The following is a 17,162-nucleotide window of genomic DNA, read 5'->3' as shown; positions in this document are numbered from 1 at the left end:
GCGGCTCAGGCGACGGCCCGCGGGCCGCGGAACGTGCGCCGGTAGGCGTTGGGGGTCGTCCCCAGCGCCTGCACGAATTGGTGGCGCAGGGCGCCTGCCGTGCCGAAGCCGGCGCGCCAGGCGATCGCGTCCACCGTCTCGTCCGTCGCCTCCAGCAGGTGCTGGGCCAGCAGCACCCGCTGGCGCAGCAGCCAGCGGTACGGGGTGGTGCCCGTCTCCTGCTGGAACCGGCGGGCGAAGGTGCGCGGTGACATGTGGGCGCGTTCCGCGAGCCGCTCGACCGTGACCTCCTGGTCGAGGTGCTGCTCCATCCACGCGAGCACTTCGCCGACGGTGTCGCACCGCGACCGGGGCAGCGGCCGCTCGATGTACTGGGCCTGGCCGCCGTCCCGGTGCGGCGGCACCACCATCCGCCGGGCGATCCGGTTGGCGACCTCGGGCCCCTGCTCCTTGCGGACCAGGTGCAGACAGGCGTCGATACCCGCGGCCGTGCCGGCCGAGGTGATCACCGGGTCCTCGTCGACGTAGAGCACGTCCGGCTCCACGGTCGTGCGCGGGTACTGCCGGGCCAACTGCTCGGCGTGCCGCCAGTGCACCGCGCAGCGCCGCCCGTCCAGCAGCCCCGCCGCGGCCAGCACGAACACCCCGGAACAGACGCTGAGCACCCGGGTCCCGCGGTCCACGGCCCGGCGCAGCGCGTCGAGCAGCTCCGGCGGGAAGTCCCGCTTCCCGTAGGTGTCCCCGGCCGGTACGGCGATCAGGTCGGCGCTCTCCAGCCGCTCCAGACCGTGCTCCGTGCCCAGGGTGAAGCCCGCGTGGGTGCTCAGCGTCGGGCCCTCCGCCGAGGCGACGGCGAAGTCGTACACCGGCAGCCCCTCGTCGCTGCGGTCGATCCCGAAGACCTCGCAGACGACGCCCAGTTCGAAGGGGTGCACACCGTCCAGGAGGATCGCGGCCACGTTGTTCAGCATGCCGCCAGTGTGCCCCGACAGTGGCAGTAATTTGAAGGTGTGCGGCAGTTCTGCCACTGTCAGGAGCATCCCAGGCGTACGAGGCTTACCCCCATGAACGCACTCACCGGATACCTGACCGTCCTGGCCCTCTTCCTCCTCCTCACGGCTCCGGCGCTCGTGGGACTGCTCCACGAGCGCCGGATCGACCGTCAGCTGAAGGCTTCGAGCGAGACTTCGAAGGCGGTGCCTCAGAAGTCCTCGTCCAGGTCGACGGTGCCCTCCACCGCCACCTGGTACGCCGACGGACGGCGCTCGAAGAAGTTGGTCAGCTCCTGAACGCCCTGGAGCTCCATGAAGGAGAAGGGGTTCTCCGAGCCGTACACCGGGGCGAACCCGAGCCGCGAAAGACGCTGGTCGGCGACGCACTCGAGGTACTGCCGCATCGAGTCGGTGTTCATGCCCGGCAGCCCCTCGCCGCACAGGTCGCGCCCGAACTGGAGCTCGGCCTCGACGGCCTCCCGCAGCATGGCGGTCACCTGCTCCTGGAGCTGCTCGTCGAAGAGGTCCGGCTCCTCCTTGCGGACGGTGTCGACGACCTCGAAGGCGAAGCTCATGTGCATCGTCTCGTCACGGAACACCCAGTTGGTGCCCGTGGCGAGACCGTGCAGCAGGCCCCGGCTGCGGAACCAGTAGACGTACGCGAAGGCGCCGTAGAAGAACAGGCCCTCGATGCACGCGGCGAAGCAGATCAGGTTGAGCAGGAAGCGGCGGCGGTCGGCCTTGGTCTCCAGCCGGTCCAGCTTCTCGACCTCGTTGATCCACTTGAAGCAGAACTCGGCCTTCTCGCGGATCGACGGGATGTTCTCGACGGCGGCGAAGGCCGCGGTGCGGTCCTCCGGGTCGGGGAGGTAGGTGTCCAGGAGCGTCAGATAGAACTGGACGTGGACGGCCTCCTCGAAGAGCTGCCTCGACAGATAGAGACGCGCCTCGGGGGAGTTGATGTGCTTGTACAGCGTCAGCACGAGGTTGTTCGCCACGATCGAGTCGCCCGTCGCGAAGAACGCGACCAGCCGGCCGATCATGTGCTGCTCACCCTCGGACAGCTTCGCCAGGTCGGCGACGTCCGAGTGGAGGTCGACCTCCTCGACGGTCCAGGTGTTCTTGATGGCGTCCCGGTACCGCTCGTAGAAGTCCGGGTAGCGCATCGGGCGGAGGGTCAGCTCGAAGCCCGGGTCGAGAAGGTTCTTCTCGGTCTTCTCAGGTGCGGTGGTCATTACTGGCAGGCCTCGCAGGACTCGGGGTTCTCAAGGGAGCAGGCGACGGCGTCGGGGTCGGCCGCCTGCTGCACGGGGATGGTCTTCTCGGGCTGTGCCTGGGCCTGGGCGGCGCGGGCGATGCGCGTCGCCGGGCGCGAGCGCAGGTAGTACGTCGTCTTCAGACCCGACTTCCAGGCGTACGCGTACATCGAGGAGAGCTTGCCGATGGTCGGCGTCTCCAGGAACAGGTTCAGGGACTGGGCCTGGTCCAGGTACGGGGTACGGGCGGCGGCCATGTCGATCAGGCCGCGCTGCGGGATCTCCCACGCCGTGCGGTACAGGGCTCGGACCTCCGCCGGGATCCAGGCGAAGTCCTGCACCGAGCCGCTGGAGTCGCGCAGCGCCTCACGGGTGCGGGCGTCCCAGACGCCGAGCGCCTTCAGGTCCTGCACCAGGTAGGAGTTGACCTGGAGGAACTCGCCGGACAGCGTCTCGCGCTTGAACAGGTTGGACACCTGCGGCTCGATGCACTCGTACACGCCCGCGATGGACGCGATGGTGGCGGTGGGCGCGATGGCGAGCAGCAGGGAGTTGCGCATGCCGGTCCGCGCGATCCGCTCGCGCAGCGCCGCCCAGCGCTCGGGCCAGGTGAACTCGACGCCGTAGTGGTCCGGGTGCAGCACACCCCTGGCCGTACGGGTCTTCTCCCAGGCCGGCAGCGGGCCGTTGCGCTCGGCCAGCTCGGCGGAGGCCTCGTACGCGGCGAGCATGACGCGCTCGGCGATACGGGTGGAGAGTGCCTTCGCCTCGGGGGAGTCGAAGGGCAGCCGCAGCTTGAAGAAGACGTCCTGGAGACCCATCGCGCCCAGGCCGACCGGGCGCCAGCGGGCGTTGGAACGGCCCGCCTGCTCGGTCGGGTAGAAGTTGATGTCGACGACCCGGTCGAGGAAGGTGACGGCCGTGCGGACGGTCTCGTCCAGCCGCTCCCAGTCGATCGTGCCGGCCGTCGTGTCGACGAACGCGCCGAGGTTCACCGAACCCAGGTTGCACACGGCCGTCTCGCCGTCGTCCGTGACCTCCAGGATCTCCGTGCAGAGGTTGGAGGAGTGGACGACATGACCCGGCTCGGCCGTCTGGTTGGCGGTGCGGTTGGCCGCGTCCTTGAAGGTCATCCAGCCGTTGCCGGTCTGCGCGAGGGTGCGCATCATGCGGCCGTAGAGGTCACGGGCGGGGATGGTCTTCTTCGCCAGCCCCTTCGCCTCGGCCGACCGGTAGGCCGCGTCGAACTCGTCGCCCCACAGGTCGACCAGCTCGGGCACGTCGGCCGGGGAGAACAGCGACCACTGCTCGTCGGCGTTGACCCGGCGCATGAACTCGTCCGGGATCCAGTGCGCGAGGTTCAGGTTGTGCGTGCGGCGGGCGTCCTCACCGGTGTTGTCCCGCAGCTCCAGGAACTCCTCGATGTCGGAGTGCCAGGTCTCCAGGTAGACCGCGGCCGCGCCCTTGCGCCGGCCGCCCTGGTTCACCGCGGCGACCGAGGCGTCCAGCGTCTTCAGGAACGGGACGATGCCGTTGGAGTGGCCGTTGGTGCCGCGGATCAGCGAACCGCGGCTGCGGATCCGGGAGTACGACAGGCCGATGCCGCCCGCGTGCTTCGACAGCCGGGCCACCTGGTGGTAGCGGTCGTAGATGGAGTCCAGCTCGTCCAGCGGGGAGTCGAGGAGGTAGCAGGACGACATCTGGGGGTGCCGGGTACCGGAGTTGAAGAGCGTGGGGGAGGACGGGAGGTAGTCCAGACGGCTCATCAGCCGGTAGAGCGCGGCGACCTCGTCCAGGGAACGGGCGGTGTCGTCCTCGGCGAGGCCGGAGGCGACGCGCAGCAGGAAGTGCTGCGGTGTCTCGACGACCTTGCGGGTGATCGGGTGCCGCAGGAGGTAGCGGCTGTGCAGGGTGCGGAGCCCGAAGTAGCCGAAGCGGTCGTCGGCCCCCTCGTCGATCAGGGCGTCGAGGCGGACCCCGTGGACCCGCACGAACTCGGCGGTGCGGTCGGCGATCAGACCCTCGCGGTGGCCCACGGCGATCGATCCGGTGAACGACGTGACGCCCTGGGAGGCGGCCTCCGCGGCGATGCTGACGGTCAGCAGCCTGGCCGCCAGCTTCGAGTAGGCGGGGTCCTCGGAGATCAGGCCCGCGGCCCCCTCCGTGGCCAGCTCGCGCAGCTCCGCGGTGATTTCGGAGGCAGCCCGTGCAGACCGGCCGCGCAGGGCGGCGGCGGCTACCCGGCCGGGGTCGGCGTCGGGCAGGTCGGCGGTCAGCTCGGTCAGGGTCCGCAGCAACGCGGTACCGGGACCGTCGGTCTCCAGCTCGGTGACTGAAACCGGATCGGCTGGCGCGATGGTCACGTGGGGCTCTCCCTCGCTCGGCGGTGGGCCTTGCGCAGGGCAGGGGGCAGCACACGAGCGCGCGGGGGCGTCGCGTCCACCGGCCCACTCCACGAGACCCGGACGTCAGGGCACCCGGACCGGACGGCCGGGCGCGCTGTCGGCAGGACCTCGGACTGAACAGGCGTGCGCATAAGGGTATGGATGCACGCGAGTACACCGTTGCGGGACAGTTCCGGATTCGCACCGGATTCCCCTGCGGCGACAGCGAGCATGAGCATACATCTTGTGCTCGCCCGCCATGTCACCCCCAGATGTTGTGTCGGGGTGGTTTCAGAGCGTCAACTGGTAGGTGAGCAGAGTGATGTCGTACAGGTCCGGCAGGGGCCTCCAGTCCCGCTCCGGTGTACGGACGAAGCCGAGGCGTTCGTAGACGCGGTGGGCCGCGTTCATGGTCCGCTGGGTCGACAGGACGACGGTCGTGCAGCCTTCCACGGCTCGCGCCCGTTCGACGCAGGCCCGCACCAGCGCCCCGCCGACCCCTCGGCCGCGAGCCCGGCGCGCGACAGCCAGCATCCTGATCTCCGTCTCGCCGGGGCGGGCGAGATCGGCCATGGGGCCGGGGCCCGGGACAAAGGTGACCCCGCCGAGCAGCCGCTCGCCGTCCACGGCCACCAGAACCTCGGCGGCGGCCGCCCGCTTCGCGACGTCCCTCAGTTCGTCCAGATACGAGTCGCTCTCTCCGAAGTCGAGGAGGCCGTCGTACAGGTAGGCGCGGGCGGTGATGTCGCCGAGGGCCTCGTGCTCGGCGGGCGCGACCTGCCGTATGACGATGTCCATGGCCCCGAGTGTGCCGGACGCCCGGGTTGCGGAGCGTGCCGGGAGTGATTCCATGGAAGTAGCCGTCGGCGCCGCGCGAATCCTCTGTTCCGCGAGTCCTCCGTCCCGGGAACCGCTCCCGGAGTCCGGAAGGAGAACGCCATGACGAGGGTCGTCCGCCATCCGCCCGGCAAGGAGCGACCACGCGACGCGCCGATGGCCACGCTGGCTTTCCGGCGGGCGGGAACTCGGGTCGGACACGGGCTCGTCGGCCGCTGGCACTCCCTGACGATCCGTCTGGAGGCGCGCCGCGGCGCCACCCGCCCCAGGAAGTGGCGCCGATGCGTCTCCTACGCCAACGTCAGCCGGGTGATCTGGCTGGTCGCCGTACTGGCGGTGCTCGCCTGGGTCGGGGAGGGCCTGTTCATCGTCATCACGCGGGACACGACCGGCTTCGAGAAGTGGCGGAAGGACAATCAGGGGTTCGACGTCGTCCTCAAGTTCGTCGGTCCGGTCCTCGCCGCCTCGATCGCCGCCGCGCTCTTCCTGTTCTGGTGGTACCGCTGGACCAAACGGCGTTATCTCACCAAGGCACTGCGGGATCCGCGCGGGCTGGTGCCCACCGCCGGATACGACACCCGCGAGATCGTGGGCCGCGAGGACATCGCCCAGGTCATCGCCGAGCGGCTGCGGGAGCGCGACACCCGGCGGCCGTATCTGCTCGTCGGCGGCGTCGGGGTGGGGAAGACCGCCGTCCTCGTACGGCTCACCGAACTCCTGGCCCGCCAGAACGCCGTACCGGTGCCGGTCAGACTGCGGGACGCGGCCGACGGCGCCGACCTGAACTTCGAACGTCTGGCCAAGCAGCGCTTCGCCCAGGAGGCACCCAAGGGCATTCTGGCGCGCAGCAAGACCGACCGGGTGTGGCAGCAACTCCTCGCCGACGACAAGCCGGTCGTCCTCGCCGACGGCCTCGAGGAAGCCCTTCTCGACGACGGCCGGCAGCAGAACCGGGACAACGTCATCCGCCGGGCCATCGAGCGCGCCCACGAGGAGAAGCTGCCCCTGGTCATCGCCTCCCGGCCGCACAGCCCGCTGGAGACCACCTCCGCCGCGATCGTGGTGCTGGAACCGCTCAGCGAGGAAGAGGCGCTGCGCTTCGTCGAGGCGGACGTACCGGAGACCGACGAGCGCCGGGTCGACTGGATCGTGGAGACGGCGGAGGTGACCGAGTCACCGATCTACCTGCAGATCGCCCGTGAACTCCACCGGCGGGAGATGCTGGAACTCGACCGTCCGGATGACGATCCGCAGCACATCGGCATCCGCCGCCCCGACCGCGCCACCCTGCGGCTCTGGCTGCTGGACACCTGGGCCGAGGCGCTGTGCGAGGGAAAGCTGCGCGAGGACGTCGCCCTGGCCCCGCGGGAGCGCCGCGACACGCTCGAAGTGGTCTCGGCCCTGGCCTGTATCGGACTGCTCCAGGACAAGCTGGAGGTCGGCTTCGCGGAGCTGCTCGACCCGGACGTCCTGCACCCCGGCCCGGTGCGGCGCGCACGGGCACGGGCCGAGCACCTGTGGGCCGGCCGCGGCTTCGACCAGTACGGCAAGAGCCGTAACACCTCCTCCGACTGGCACCGGCAGCAGATCTGGGACGCGCTGTGCGAGCGGCTCGGCGACGGGGAGCGCAGGCGGTTGCGCGAGGGCAACATGGACCAGTGTCATGCCGTCCTCGCCCGCTTCGCGGCTCACGCGAGCAAGCTCAGACTGGTGGAGGGCTTCGAGCACAGGGTTCGTTTCCCGCACAGCATCATCCAGGCCTACTTCGGCTGCCGCCTGCTGAACCACCTGGGGGAGCGGGGTGCCGGAGACCTGGCCGAGCAGGCGCTTCAGCCACCCGGTCCCAGCCGTGAACTGCTCATCGCCCTCGTCCTGCTGTCCCGTGGGCAGACGGCGAACCCTCCGGCCCGGGGGCGCGGTGTGCGGGCCGAGATGCGGAGGGAGCTCTCGGAACTGGTGGGGCAGACGCCCGTGCGGGGCCGCCCGCTCGCGCGCCGTCTGTGCGCCGCCGCGGGCCGCCGCACCGACGACCCCAAGGCCCTGGACCTCTATGCGGCCGCCCTGGAGATCGAGAGCGCCGAGGACGACCCGAGACATCTGAGCGAGATCGTCACCGCGGTGCGCGCACACTGGCCCGGCATCAAGGGGGACCGGCGCACCCTGAGGGACGCCAAGCGCAGAGTGCTCAAACAGCTGGGAGCCGCGCTGCGGATGGTCTCCGACCGGATCGACACCACCCCGCTGTACTGGGAGCTCTTCAAACTGGCCATCCAGGAACCCTCCTACTCCATCCGCCTGATCGTCGCCCAGGAGTTCGGCGCCGGGGGCAACGCGGCGTTCGCCGTGATCCGCGAGCGGGTCGGCCTGAACAGCGACCCCGTGCAGGAGTACAACGACCGGCTCGACAAGCTGAAGGCCTGGAAGAGACGGGAGTACGAGGCATGGGCCGCGCGTATGGGGAGGGCGCGGGCGGCCCGTACGTCCCCGGGGGGCGCGTCGGACGAGGGCATCGGGCGGCTGCAGGAGGAGCGCAAGGAGCTGAACCGACACTACCGGGCGCAACGGGTCCACCTCTTCCGGGAGTTCGTGATGCGGGCCTGGATGCTCCCGATGCTCCTGGGCTCCGTCGACGAGGCCCATCGCGACGAGGCCCGGGAACGCCTCACCAAATGGCTGCGCCACCTCGACCCGAAGTTCACCGGCGGTGCCCCCGATCTGCCGCTCGCCCTGGAGGCCGCGCTGGCCCAGGGCTTCAAGTACGCGGCCAACCGGCGCCAACGGCACCCGCACACCTATCTGGGCAGCCGGGACGATCTGATCCGCCAGGCGGAGACCGTGCTGCAGCAGTCACGCTGCTGGTACGCGCAACTCAGCCTGCTCCAGGCGCTGTGCCTGTGGGAGCTCCCGGACATGGCCGGCGGCCACCCCGACGGGCACCAGCCGTTCCAGCTGCTCGGCGGGGCCACCGCCGTACAGACGGTGGAGCGCTGGCTGTCGATGGCGGGCACGGTGAACTCGGCGCCGGGTCACCCGGGCCGGCCCGGCGAACCGGCCCGGCGGTGTCTGCATCCGTTCGTCGCCGAGGCCGGCGACCTGGCCGCCCTCGCCCTGGAGACCGGACAGCCCGAGCGGTTCCTGTGGATCGACGAGAAGGGCGTCGCCGACAACATCGGCGCCCGCGCGGGCAACACCGGGGGATACCGCAAGCACAGCCTGTGGATTCCTCCCTCGGTCGGCTGGAGCACCCTCGACCCGCGCGCCCAACGTCTCGTCGCCGACGTACTGGTGATGCTGAACCTCGTCGAACGGGACGGGCACCCGGACGAGGTCGAGGAACGCCTGGCCCGCATGGAGCAGCCCGGAATGTCGTTGCCGCCGTGCATCCGTACGGACCGGGAGCCGCTGCGGCCAGGCCTGCGCATCGGCACGTCCACCCCGCCCGCACCGGGCACGACCTGTCTGCCCGACTGCAAGTTCCAGCTGTGCCCGTACCCTCCCCGGGGCGGTGTGCCCCGGGGAGAGATCCGCGAGCCGTTCTGCCGCCAGCAACAGGCCCTGCTGCCCGGCAGCATCCGGCGCTGGCTGCCCCGGGGGCTGCGCAGAAAGACCCCGCACTGGGTCGGCATGCGGGTCCGCGAACTGGACCGTTTCTGGGACGCGATGGCCCGACGGACACGCGACTAGCCGGTGGCCCTCCGCCCTAGTGGGACGTGCCCGCAGTCGCCGGTGGCAGCTCCACCGCCACGCCCGGTTCGCCCGCGTCCGCCGTGTAGTCCTGCGGCCTGGTCTCGTCGATGCCGTCGGGGGCCTTGGCCGCCTTCAGGACGAAGGTCAGCACCACCGCGACGACGACGTTGAGCACGAACGCCGTGAGACCGATGTAGCCGATCTCGCCGATGCCCGGGATCTCCTTCGACGAGCCGCCGAAGTGCTTCTGGGCCGGGGACGCGACGCCGTACGCGGCGAAGGTGCCGTAGACCATGCCTACCGCCCAGCCGGCGAGCAGGGCCCAGCGGTGGAACCAGCGGGTGAAGAGGCCGCCGACCAGGGCCGGGAAGGTCTGCAGGATCCAGATGCCGCCCAGCAGCTGGAAGTTGATGGCGACCGTCTTGTCCATGGTGAGGACGAAGACCAGGGCGCCCACCTTCACCAGGAGCGAGACCAGCTTGGAGACCTTCATCTCCTGCGCGGGCGTCGCGTCCGGTTTGATGAAGTCCTTGTAGATGTTGCGGGTGAAGAGGTTTGCGGCCGCGATCGACATGATGGCCGCGGGCACGAGCGCGCCGATGCCGATCGCCGCGAACGCCACCCCCGCGAACCAGGACGGGAACATGTCCTCGAACAGCTGCGGGATCGCCAGCTGTCCGTTGGTGACCTTGACCCCGGCGGCGATCGCCATGAAGCCCAGCAGAGCGAGCAGGCCGAGCATCAGGGAGTACAGCGGCAGGATCGTGGTGTTGCGGCGGATCACCTCACGGCTGCGGGACGACAGGGTCGCCGTGACGGAGTGCGGGTACATGAACAGCGCCAGCGCCGAGCCCAGCGCCAGCGTCGCGTACGTCCACTGGCCCGGTTCCCCCGGCGCCAGCGCGCCGCGCGGCTTGCCCGTCGCCGGGTTGGTCTGGCTGAACGCGTCAGCCGCCTTGGCGAAGACGTCGTCGAACCCGCCCAGCTTGATCGGGATGTAGATGATCGCCACCGCGATGACGATGTAGATCAGCGTGTCCTTCACGAACGCGATCAGCGCGGGGGCCCGCAGACCCGAGGAGTAGGTGTAGGCCGCCAGCACGCCGAACGCGATCAGCAGCGGCAGGTCCTTCACGAACCAGTTGGTGTTCTCGCCGCCGCCGACGCCCATCACGTCCAGCACGGCCTGGATGCCGACCAGCTGGAGCGCGATGTACGGCATCGTCGCCAGGATGCCGGTGACGGCGACCGCCAGCGACAGGCCCTTCGAGCCGAACCGGCCGCGTACGAAGTCCGAGGTCGTCACATAGCCGTGCTTGTGCGACACCGACCACAGGCGGGGCAGGAACGTGAAGATCAGCGGGTAGACGAGGATCGTGTACGGCACCGCGAAGAAGCCGGCCGCGCCCGCCGCGTAGATCGCCGCGGGTACGGCGACGAAGGTGTACGCGGTGTACAGGTCGCCGCCGAGCAGGAACCAGGTGACCCAGGTGCCGAACGACCGGCCGCCGAGGCCCCATTCGTCGAGGCTGTCGGTCTCGGCCCTGCGCCAGCGCGCGGCCAGGAAGCCCATGACCGTGACGGCCAGGAAGAAGAAGATGAAGACGGCGAGTGCCACGCCGTTCACGCCGTCCTTCACTCCGACGCACCGCCCTTCGGGGAAGAACCGGAGGAAGCCGGGGAGGTGCCGGCGCGGCCGCGCTGGTCACGCTGCCACAGCTTGTACGCGGTCACGGTGAGCGCGGCGGAAAGGGGCACCCACAGCATCTGGTACCAGTAGAAGAAGGGGATCCCGATGAACGCGGGATCCACCTTCGCGTACGAACCCACCCACAGCATCGCCACGAAGGGCGCGAACAGACAGAGGGCGATGGCGACGCGCAAAGGCGTCACCACCGGCCCTCTGGTCACTTCCGGGGTCTCTGACATCGGCGGCTCCGTCCCCTCACCTGATCGCCTTGATCACAGATGTAATGCGCAGGCAATGTATGGGACGGATAAGCCCAGCGGAAGACCCTCCACAGAGCCTCTACCCGGTCTACTCCGCGGGCCGCTTCAGTCGCGCCACAAACTTGTACCTGTCGCCCCGGTAGACCGATCGCACCCACTCCACCGGCCGGCCTTCCTGGTCCCGCGAGTGACGGGAGAGCATCAGCATCGGCAGGCCCACGTCGGTGCCGAGCTGGCCCGCCTCGCGCGGGGTGGCCAGGGAGGTCTCGATGGTCTCCTCGGCCTCGGCGAGCCGGATGTCGTAGACCTCGGCGAGGGCGGTGTACAGCGAGGTGTACTTGGCCAGCGACCTGCGCAGGGCCGGGAAGCGCTTCGCCGACAGATGGGTCGTCTCGATGGCCATCGGTTCGCCGTTGGCCATGCGCAGGCGCTCGATGCGCAGCACGCGTCCGCCGGCCGTTATGTCGAGCAGCTCGGCGAGACGGTCGTCGGCGGTGATGTAGCCGATGTCCAGGAGCTGCGAGGTCGGTTCGAGTCCCTGGGCGCGCATGTCCTCGGTGTACGAGGTGAGCTGGAGCGCCTGGGACACCTTCGGCTTGGCGACGAAGGTGCCCTTGCCCTGGATGCGCTCGAGGCGGCCCTCGACGACGAGTTCCTGGAGGGCCTGGCGGACGGTGGTGCGCGAGGTGTCGAACTCGGCCGCCAGGGTGCGCTCCGGCGGGACCGGGGTGCCCGGGGACTGTGTCTCCGTGATGTCGAGCAGGTGCTTCTTCAGGCGGTAGTACTTGGGCACGCGCGCGGTACGGACGGTCGCCCCACCCTCGTTCTCCGCACTGCTGACATCGGTGCTCATGGCCTGCCTTCCCGGCTGCGGGTGCCGAAATGGCCGACACGCCGTCGGCCGCGGCTCATATCGTGGCACGGACACGGGGGATGCTGCGCCACCGTTCCGTGATCCCTCTGTATACCGTCGCAACCTTTGCTGGTCTAGTCCACCAGGGCAAATGGTCTACCGGAGAGGCGACCTCCGGAGTCGATGTTTTCGACGGCTTCTTACTTAAAGGTTCCTGCATATGTAGGTCCCATAACGGCTGTTCGGAGGGGGTTCGGCCACCCTTGACAGGCTTATTGGTCTGAGCCAAGCTCTGCGCACTGGTCTACACCATTGGTCCAGATCGAGGTCCCGGCCCGTGGGCGGGGGGTGTGGCATCCCTGAGGAGGATGGCGTGAAGCGCAAGCTGATAGCCGCGATCGGTATCGCGGGCATGATGGTCTCCATCGCGGCGTGCGGGGACGACAGCGGGAGTGGGGACTCGAAGGGCACCGACGCCAAGGAGCTGACCGTCTGGCTCACCGTCGACGCGCAGAACAACTGGCCGGAGCTGGTGAAGGCCGCCGACGCGGCGGTGCAGAAGGCGCACCCGGGCGTCAAGATCAACCACGAGTACTACGGCTGGCCCGACAAGAACGCCAAGCTCGACGCGGTCCTCGCCACCGACAAGGCCCCCGACGTGGTCGAGATGGGCAACACCGAGATGCTCGGCTACATGGTGAAGGGCGCCTTCGCCTCCCTCGACACCTCCAAGTTCGACAACTCCTCCGCCTGGCTCGACGGCCTCAAGGCCTCGGTGACCTACGACGGCAAGACCTACGGCGTCCCGTACTACGCCGGCGGCCGTGTCGCCAACTGGCGCAAGGACCTCTTCGCGTCGGCGGGCGTCAAGTCCACGCCGAAGACGTACGCCGAACTGACCGCCGCCCTGGACAAGGTCCAGAAGAAGGAGGGCGACAAGTTCTCCGCCTGGTACCAGCCCACCCGCGACTGGTACGCGGCCATGTCCTTCGTCTACGACGCCGGCGGCTCGATCGCCAAGGAGGACGGCGGCCAGTGGAAGGCCGACCTCTCCTCGCCCGAGTCCCTCAAGGGCCTCAACGAGTTCAAGAGCGTCGTCGACAAGTACATGCACGGTGACAAGACCAAGGACGAGTCCGACCGTTACATCGTCTACGGCCAGGGCAAGTCCGGCATGATCTTCGCCCCCGCCTGGGAGGGCGCGACCGCCGCGGCGAAGGAGAACGACAAGACCGGCAAGCTCGCGAACAACGTCGAGAACTTCGTGATGCCCGGCCCGTCCGGCAAGAACCTCCCCGTCTTCCTGGGCGGCTCCGACCTCGCCGTCCCGGTGAAGTCGGACGCGCAGGCGCTCGCCGCCGAGTGGATCAACGCGTTCACCGGCCCGTCCGGCCAGAAGGGCCTGATCGCCAAGGGCAACCTGCCCAACAACAAGACCGACCTCGCGACCCTCAAGAACGATCCGGCGACCGCCGTGCCGGCCACCGCCGCCGAGTCCAACTGGTTCGTCCCGATGGCGCCCGGCTGGGGCCAGGTCGAGAAGGCCCAGGTGCTCCAGACCATGCTCCAGAGCATCGGCACCGGCAAGAAGACGGTCGAGGCCGCCGCGAAGGACGCGGACGCCGCGATCGACAAGGTCATCAACAACAAGTGACCTGAGGGCAGGGCCCCGCGGACCCCGGAGGGCTTCATCGGGGCGGGGCCCTGCCTCCCGTACGACCCGTACGGGGCTTCGCCTTCGTACGACCCGAGGGACCGCTGAGGAGCGCGCGGATGAGTGCCGCAGATACGACCACCGCAAAAGTGCCGCCGGCGCGGCAGTCGCCACCACCACCGCCCGCGGGCGAATCCGGCGCGAAGAGACCACGCGGCGGCCGGAGTTCCGGCGGGGCCGCGACCCCCTGGCTGCTCCTCGCCCCCTGCCTGCTGGTCCTCGCCCTGGTCATGGGCTATCCGCTGGTCCGGCTGGTCACCCTCTCCTTCCAGAAGTTCGGTCAGTCCCAGCTGTGGGGCTTCCAGCCCGCCGAGTCCGTCGGGTTCGACAACTTCACGGGCGTCCTGGACGACGGCGAGTTCTGGCAGGTCGTCGGCCGCACGGTCGTCTTCGCGGCCGGCTGCGTGATCTTCACGATGGTCATCGGCATGCTGATCGCGCTGCTCCTCCAGCGGGTCTCCGGCTGGGTGAAGACCCTCGTCAACATCGCGCTCGTGGCGAGCTGGGGCATGCCGGTGATCGTCGCGACCACCGTCTTCAAGTGGCTGTTCGACGCCGACTACGGCATCCTCAACGCGGTCCTCAGCAGGCTGCCGGGCGTCGAGCTGATCGGCCACAACTGGTTCGCCAGCGGCCCGCAGGGACTGGCCGTCATCATGCTCCTCGTCGTCTGGGGAGCCGTGCCCTTCGTGGTCATCACCTTCAGCGCCGGCCTCACCCAGGTCCCGGCCGAACTGGAGGAGGCCGCCCGCCTCGACGGCGCGGGCGCCTGGGGCGTCTTCCGGTACGTCACCCTGCCCATCCTCAAGCCGATCATCGTGATGCTCACGACCCTGTCGGTCATCTGGGACATGGGCGTCTTCCCCCAGGTCTTCGTCATGCGCAACGGACACCCGGAAGCCGAGTTCCAGATCCTGACGACGTACTCCTACGACCGCGCCTTCGTCGTCAACGACTACGGACAGGGCTCGGCGATCGCCCTCATCACCGTGCTGCTGCTGCTCGGGGTGGTCGCCGTCTACATGCGCCAGATGCTGAAGATCGGAGAGGTCGAATGAGCGCCATCGCCTCCGGGGCGGGCCGGACGGGAAGCCGCTCCGGGCGCCGCAGGCCGAAGCTCGGCTGGAACCTCGTCGGCCTGCTCGTCTTCGCCGTCATGGGCTTCCCCGTCTACTGGATGCTCAACACCGCGTTCAAGCCGGCGAAGGACGCGATCGACCCGGACCCGAGCCTGCTGCCGACCGGTCTCACCCTCGACAACTTCAGCCGCGCGCTGCACATCGCCGACTTCTGGGGCCCGGTGGGCCGCAGCCTGCTCGTCTCCCTGGCGGTCGTCGCGATCGGCGTGGTCGTCGGCATGCTGGCCGCCCTGGCCATCTCCCGGTTCGCCTTCCGCGGCCGCAAGATCGTGATCGTGGGCATCCTGGCCGTCCAGATGGTCCCGCTCGTCGCCATGATCATCCCGGTCTTCCTGCTCCTGAACGACCTGGGTCAGTACGACAAGCTGTCCGGCCTGATTCTCACGTACCTGACCTTCATCCTCCCCTTCACGGTGTGGACGCTGCGCGGCTTCATCGTCAACATCCCGAAGGAGCTGGAGGAGGCCGCGATGGTCGACGGCTGCTCCCGCACCGGGGCCTTCGTCCGCGTGGTCTTCCCGCTGCTGGCCCCCGGCATGGTCGCCACCTCGGTCTACGGCTTCATCCAGGCCTGGAACGAGTACCTGTACGCCCTGATGCTGCTCAGCCAGAAGAACCAGACGGCGACCGTGTGGCTCAGCAACTTCTCCACCAAGCACGGCACCGAGTACGCCCCGATGATGGCCGGCGCCACGATGATGGCCCTGCCGATCGTCGCCCTCTTCCTCCTCGTCCAGCGCAAGATGGCCGCGGGGCTGACCGCGGGCGCCGTGAAGGGATAACGCCCCCGATGACGACAATCGCCAGCGGCACCGACACTCTCACCCGTGACGCCCTGACGGTCCTGCAACCCGGATTCACCGGCACCACCGCCCCCGACTGGCTGCTGCGCCGCCTGGGCGAGGGCCTGGCGTCGGTGGGCCTGTTCGGCCGCAACATCGCCTCGCCCGAGCAGCTCGCCGCACTCACCGCGCAGTTGCGCACGGAGCGGGACGACGTCCTGGTCGCGATCGACGAGGAGGGCGGAGACGTCACGCGCCTGGAGGTGCGCACCGGCTCCAGCTTCCCCGGCAACCACGCGCTGGGCGCGGTGGACGACGTCTCGCTCACCCAGGAGGTCGCCGCGGAGCTGGGCCGCCGCCTCGCGGAATGCGGCGTCAACCTCAACTGGGCGCCCTCCGCCGACGTGAACTCCAACCCCGCCAACCCGGTCATCGGGGTCCGCTCCTTCGGCGCCGACCCCGCCCTGGTCGCCCGGCACACCGCCGCCTATGTCACCGGCCTCCAGTCGGCGGGTGTCGCGGCCTGCACCAAGCACTTCCCCGGCCACGGCGACACAGCCGTCGACTCCCACCACGCGCTCCCGCGCATCGACGCCGACCCGGCGGTCCTGACGGAACGCGAGCTGGCCCCGTTCCGCGCCGCCATCGCCGCCGGCACCCGCGCGGTGATGAGCGCGCACATCCTGGTGCCCGCCCTGGACCCCACCCGCCCGGCGACGTTGTCCCCCCGCATCCTCACCGCCCTCCTCCGGGAGGAGCTCGGCTACGACGGCCTGATCGTCACCGACGGCATGGAGATGCAGGCCGTCGCCGCGACCTACGGCATCGAGCGCGGCAGCGTCCTCGCCATCGCGGCCGGAGCCGACGCCATCTGCGTGGGCGGCGGCCTGTCCGACGACGAGACGGTACGGCGCCTGCGCGACGCCCTGATCACCGCCGTCCGTACGGGCGAACTCCGCGAGCAGCGCCTCGCGGACGCGGCGGAACGGGTACGGGAACTCGCCCGCTGGACGGCTCCGGGGCGCACGGCCGCGGCCGGCGGCGGCGAGGGGCCGGGACAGGCCGGCCGGAGTGCCGTACGAGCCGACATCGGGCTGATCGCCGCCCGCCGGGCGCTGCGCCTCACCGGCGAGGACGTCTTCACCCCGCTCACCGACCCCCCGTACGTCGCGGCGCTCACTCCGGTCGCGAACTTCGCCGTCGGTGACGAGACCCCCTGGGGCGTGGCGGCGGAGCTGGTCCGGCTGCTGCCGGGGACGGAGACGGGCAGCTTCTCGGGCGCCGGCGCGGGGCACGCGGCACTGGCCGCGGCGGGGGAGCGGCGGATCGTCGCCGTGGTCCGCGACGAGCACCGGCACCCCTGGATGGCGGCGGCCCTGGACACCCTCCTGGCGGCCCGCCCGGACACGGTCGTCGTCGAGATGGGCGTCCCCCAGGCCCCGCCCCGGGGCGCCCTGCACATCGCCACCCACGGTGCGGCCCGGGTGTGCGGCCGCGCGGCGGCGGAGGTCATCGCGGCGGGCCCGCACGCCTGAGCGCCACGACGACGAGGACGCCCGGCTCTTCTC

The 17,162-nt window shown here is 69.9% G+C and carries 12 protein-coding genes and 1 riboswitch; of the genes, 5 read left to right on the top strand and 7 right to left on the bottom strand.

The window, feature by feature from the left end:
* Positions 1–5: 5 nt before the first annotated feature.
* The 4 genes from ACFWBB_RS24305 to ACFWBB_RS24290 all read right to left on the bottom strand — a co-directional run bounded on the left by ACFWBB_RS24305 (position 6) and on the right by ACFWBB_RS24290 (position 5,430).
* On the bottom strand, positions 6–971 hold the full coding sequence (locus tag ACFWBB_RS24305) for a GlxA family transcriptional regulator (protein WP_385276218.1): 966 nt from the start codon (positions 969–971) through the stop codon (positions 6–8).
* 230 nt (positions 972–1,201) lie between these two features.
* Positions 1,202–2,227 carry a ribonucleotide-diphosphate reductase subunit beta gene (locus tag ACFWBB_RS24300; protein ID WP_385276215.1) on the bottom strand — a complete coding sequence of 342 codons (1,026 nt, stop codon included), beginning with the start codon at positions 2,225–2,227 and terminating at the stop codon, positions 1,202–1,204.
* Positions 2,227–4,611 (bottom strand): ribonucleoside-diphosphate reductase subunit alpha, encoded by a 2,385-nt coding sequence (locus ACFWBB_RS24295; protein WP_385276212.1) that lies wholly within the window; start codon positions 4,609–4,611, stop codon positions 2,227–2,229. The genes ACFWBB_RS24300 and ACFWBB_RS24295 overlap by 1 nt, the downstream gene beginning before the upstream one ends.
* Before the next feature lie 145 nt (positions 4,612–4,756).
* Positions 4,757–4,846: riboswitch (cobalamin riboswitch) on the bottom strand.
* Between the two features lie 77 nt (positions 4,847–4,923).
* A complete protein-coding gene (locus tag ACFWBB_RS24290) occupies positions 4,924–5,430 on the bottom strand; it encodes a GNAT family N-acetyltransferase (protein WP_385276209.1) in 507 nt (168 codons plus the stop codon).
* Positions 5,431–5,571: 141 nt separating this feature from the next.
* Here ACFWBB_RS24290 and ACFWBB_RS24285 point away from each other — a divergent pair, with 141 nt between their 5' ends.
* Positions 5,572–9,153, top strand: coding sequence for an NACHT domain-containing protein (locus tag ACFWBB_RS24285; protein ID WP_385276206.1), 3,582 nt, complete (start codon positions 5,572–5,574; stop codon positions 9,151–9,153).
* Positions 9,154–9,169: 16 nt separating this feature from the next.
* On the opposite strand, the gene mctP is transcribed toward ACFWBB_RS24285, so the two are convergent.
* The 3 genes from mctP to ACFWBB_RS24270 form a co-directional block, all read right to left on the bottom strand.
* Positions 9,170–10,795 carry a monocarboxylate uptake permease MctP gene (gene mctP, locus ACFWBB_RS24280; protein ID WP_385276203.1) on the bottom strand — a complete coding sequence of 542 codons (1,626 nt, stop codon included), beginning with the start codon at positions 10,793–10,795 and terminating at the stop codon, positions 9,170–9,172.
* Entirely contained in the window at positions 10,792–11,085 is a 294-nt protein-coding gene (locus tag ACFWBB_RS24275) for a DUF3311 domain-containing protein (protein ID WP_385276200.1), read from the bottom strand. The genes mctP and ACFWBB_RS24275 overlap by 4 nt, the downstream gene beginning before the upstream one ends.
* A gap of 109 nt (positions 11,086–11,194) precedes the next feature.
* The gene (locus tag ACFWBB_RS24270) at positions 11,195–11,959 is read right to left on the bottom strand and encodes a GntR family transcriptional regulator (RefSeq protein ID WP_385276197.1); all 765 of its coding nucleotides are present in this window, start codon (positions 11,957–11,959) and stop codon (positions 11,195–11,197) included.
* A gap of 373 nt (positions 11,960–12,332) precedes the next feature.
* On the opposite strand from ACFWBB_RS24270, the gene ACFWBB_RS24265 reads away from it, so the two are divergent.
* The 4 genes from ACFWBB_RS24265 to ACFWBB_RS24250 all read left to right on the top strand — a co-directional run bounded on the left by ACFWBB_RS24265 (position 12,333) and on the right by ACFWBB_RS24250 (position 17,129).
* On the top strand, positions 12,333–13,613 hold the full coding sequence (locus ACFWBB_RS24265; protein WP_385276194.1) for an extracellular solute-binding protein: 1,281 nt from the start codon (positions 12,333–12,335) through the stop codon (positions 13,611–13,613).
* Positions 13,614–13,732: 119 nt separating this feature from the next.
* Positions 13,733–14,731 carry a carbohydrate ABC transporter permease gene (locus ACFWBB_RS24260; protein WP_385276191.1) on the top strand — a complete coding sequence of 333 codons (999 nt, stop codon included), beginning with the start codon at positions 13,733–13,735 and terminating at the stop codon, positions 14,729–14,731.
* Positions 14,728–15,594 carry a carbohydrate ABC transporter permease gene (locus tag ACFWBB_RS24255; RefSeq protein ID WP_385276188.1) on the top strand — a complete coding sequence of 289 codons (867 nt, stop codon included), beginning with the start codon at positions 14,728–14,730 and terminating at the stop codon, positions 15,592–15,594. Before ACFWBB_RS24260 ends, ACFWBB_RS24255 begins: the two co-directional genes overlap by 4 nt.
* A gap of 8 nt (positions 15,595–15,602) precedes the next feature.
* Entirely contained in the window at positions 15,603–17,129 is a 1,527-nt protein-coding gene (locus tag ACFWBB_RS24250; protein WP_385276185.1) for a glycoside hydrolase family 3 protein, read from the top strand.
* The last annotated feature ends 33 nt before the right edge of the window (positions 17,130–17,162 follow it).

The sequence above is a fragment of the Streptomyces sp. NPDC060000 genome (genome assembly GCF_042737375.1).
Taxonomy (GTDB): domain Bacteria; phylum Actinomycetota; class Actinomycetes; order Streptomycetales; family Streptomycetaceae; genus Streptomyces.
This window is presented reverse-complemented; position numbering and strand designations above follow the sequence as displayed.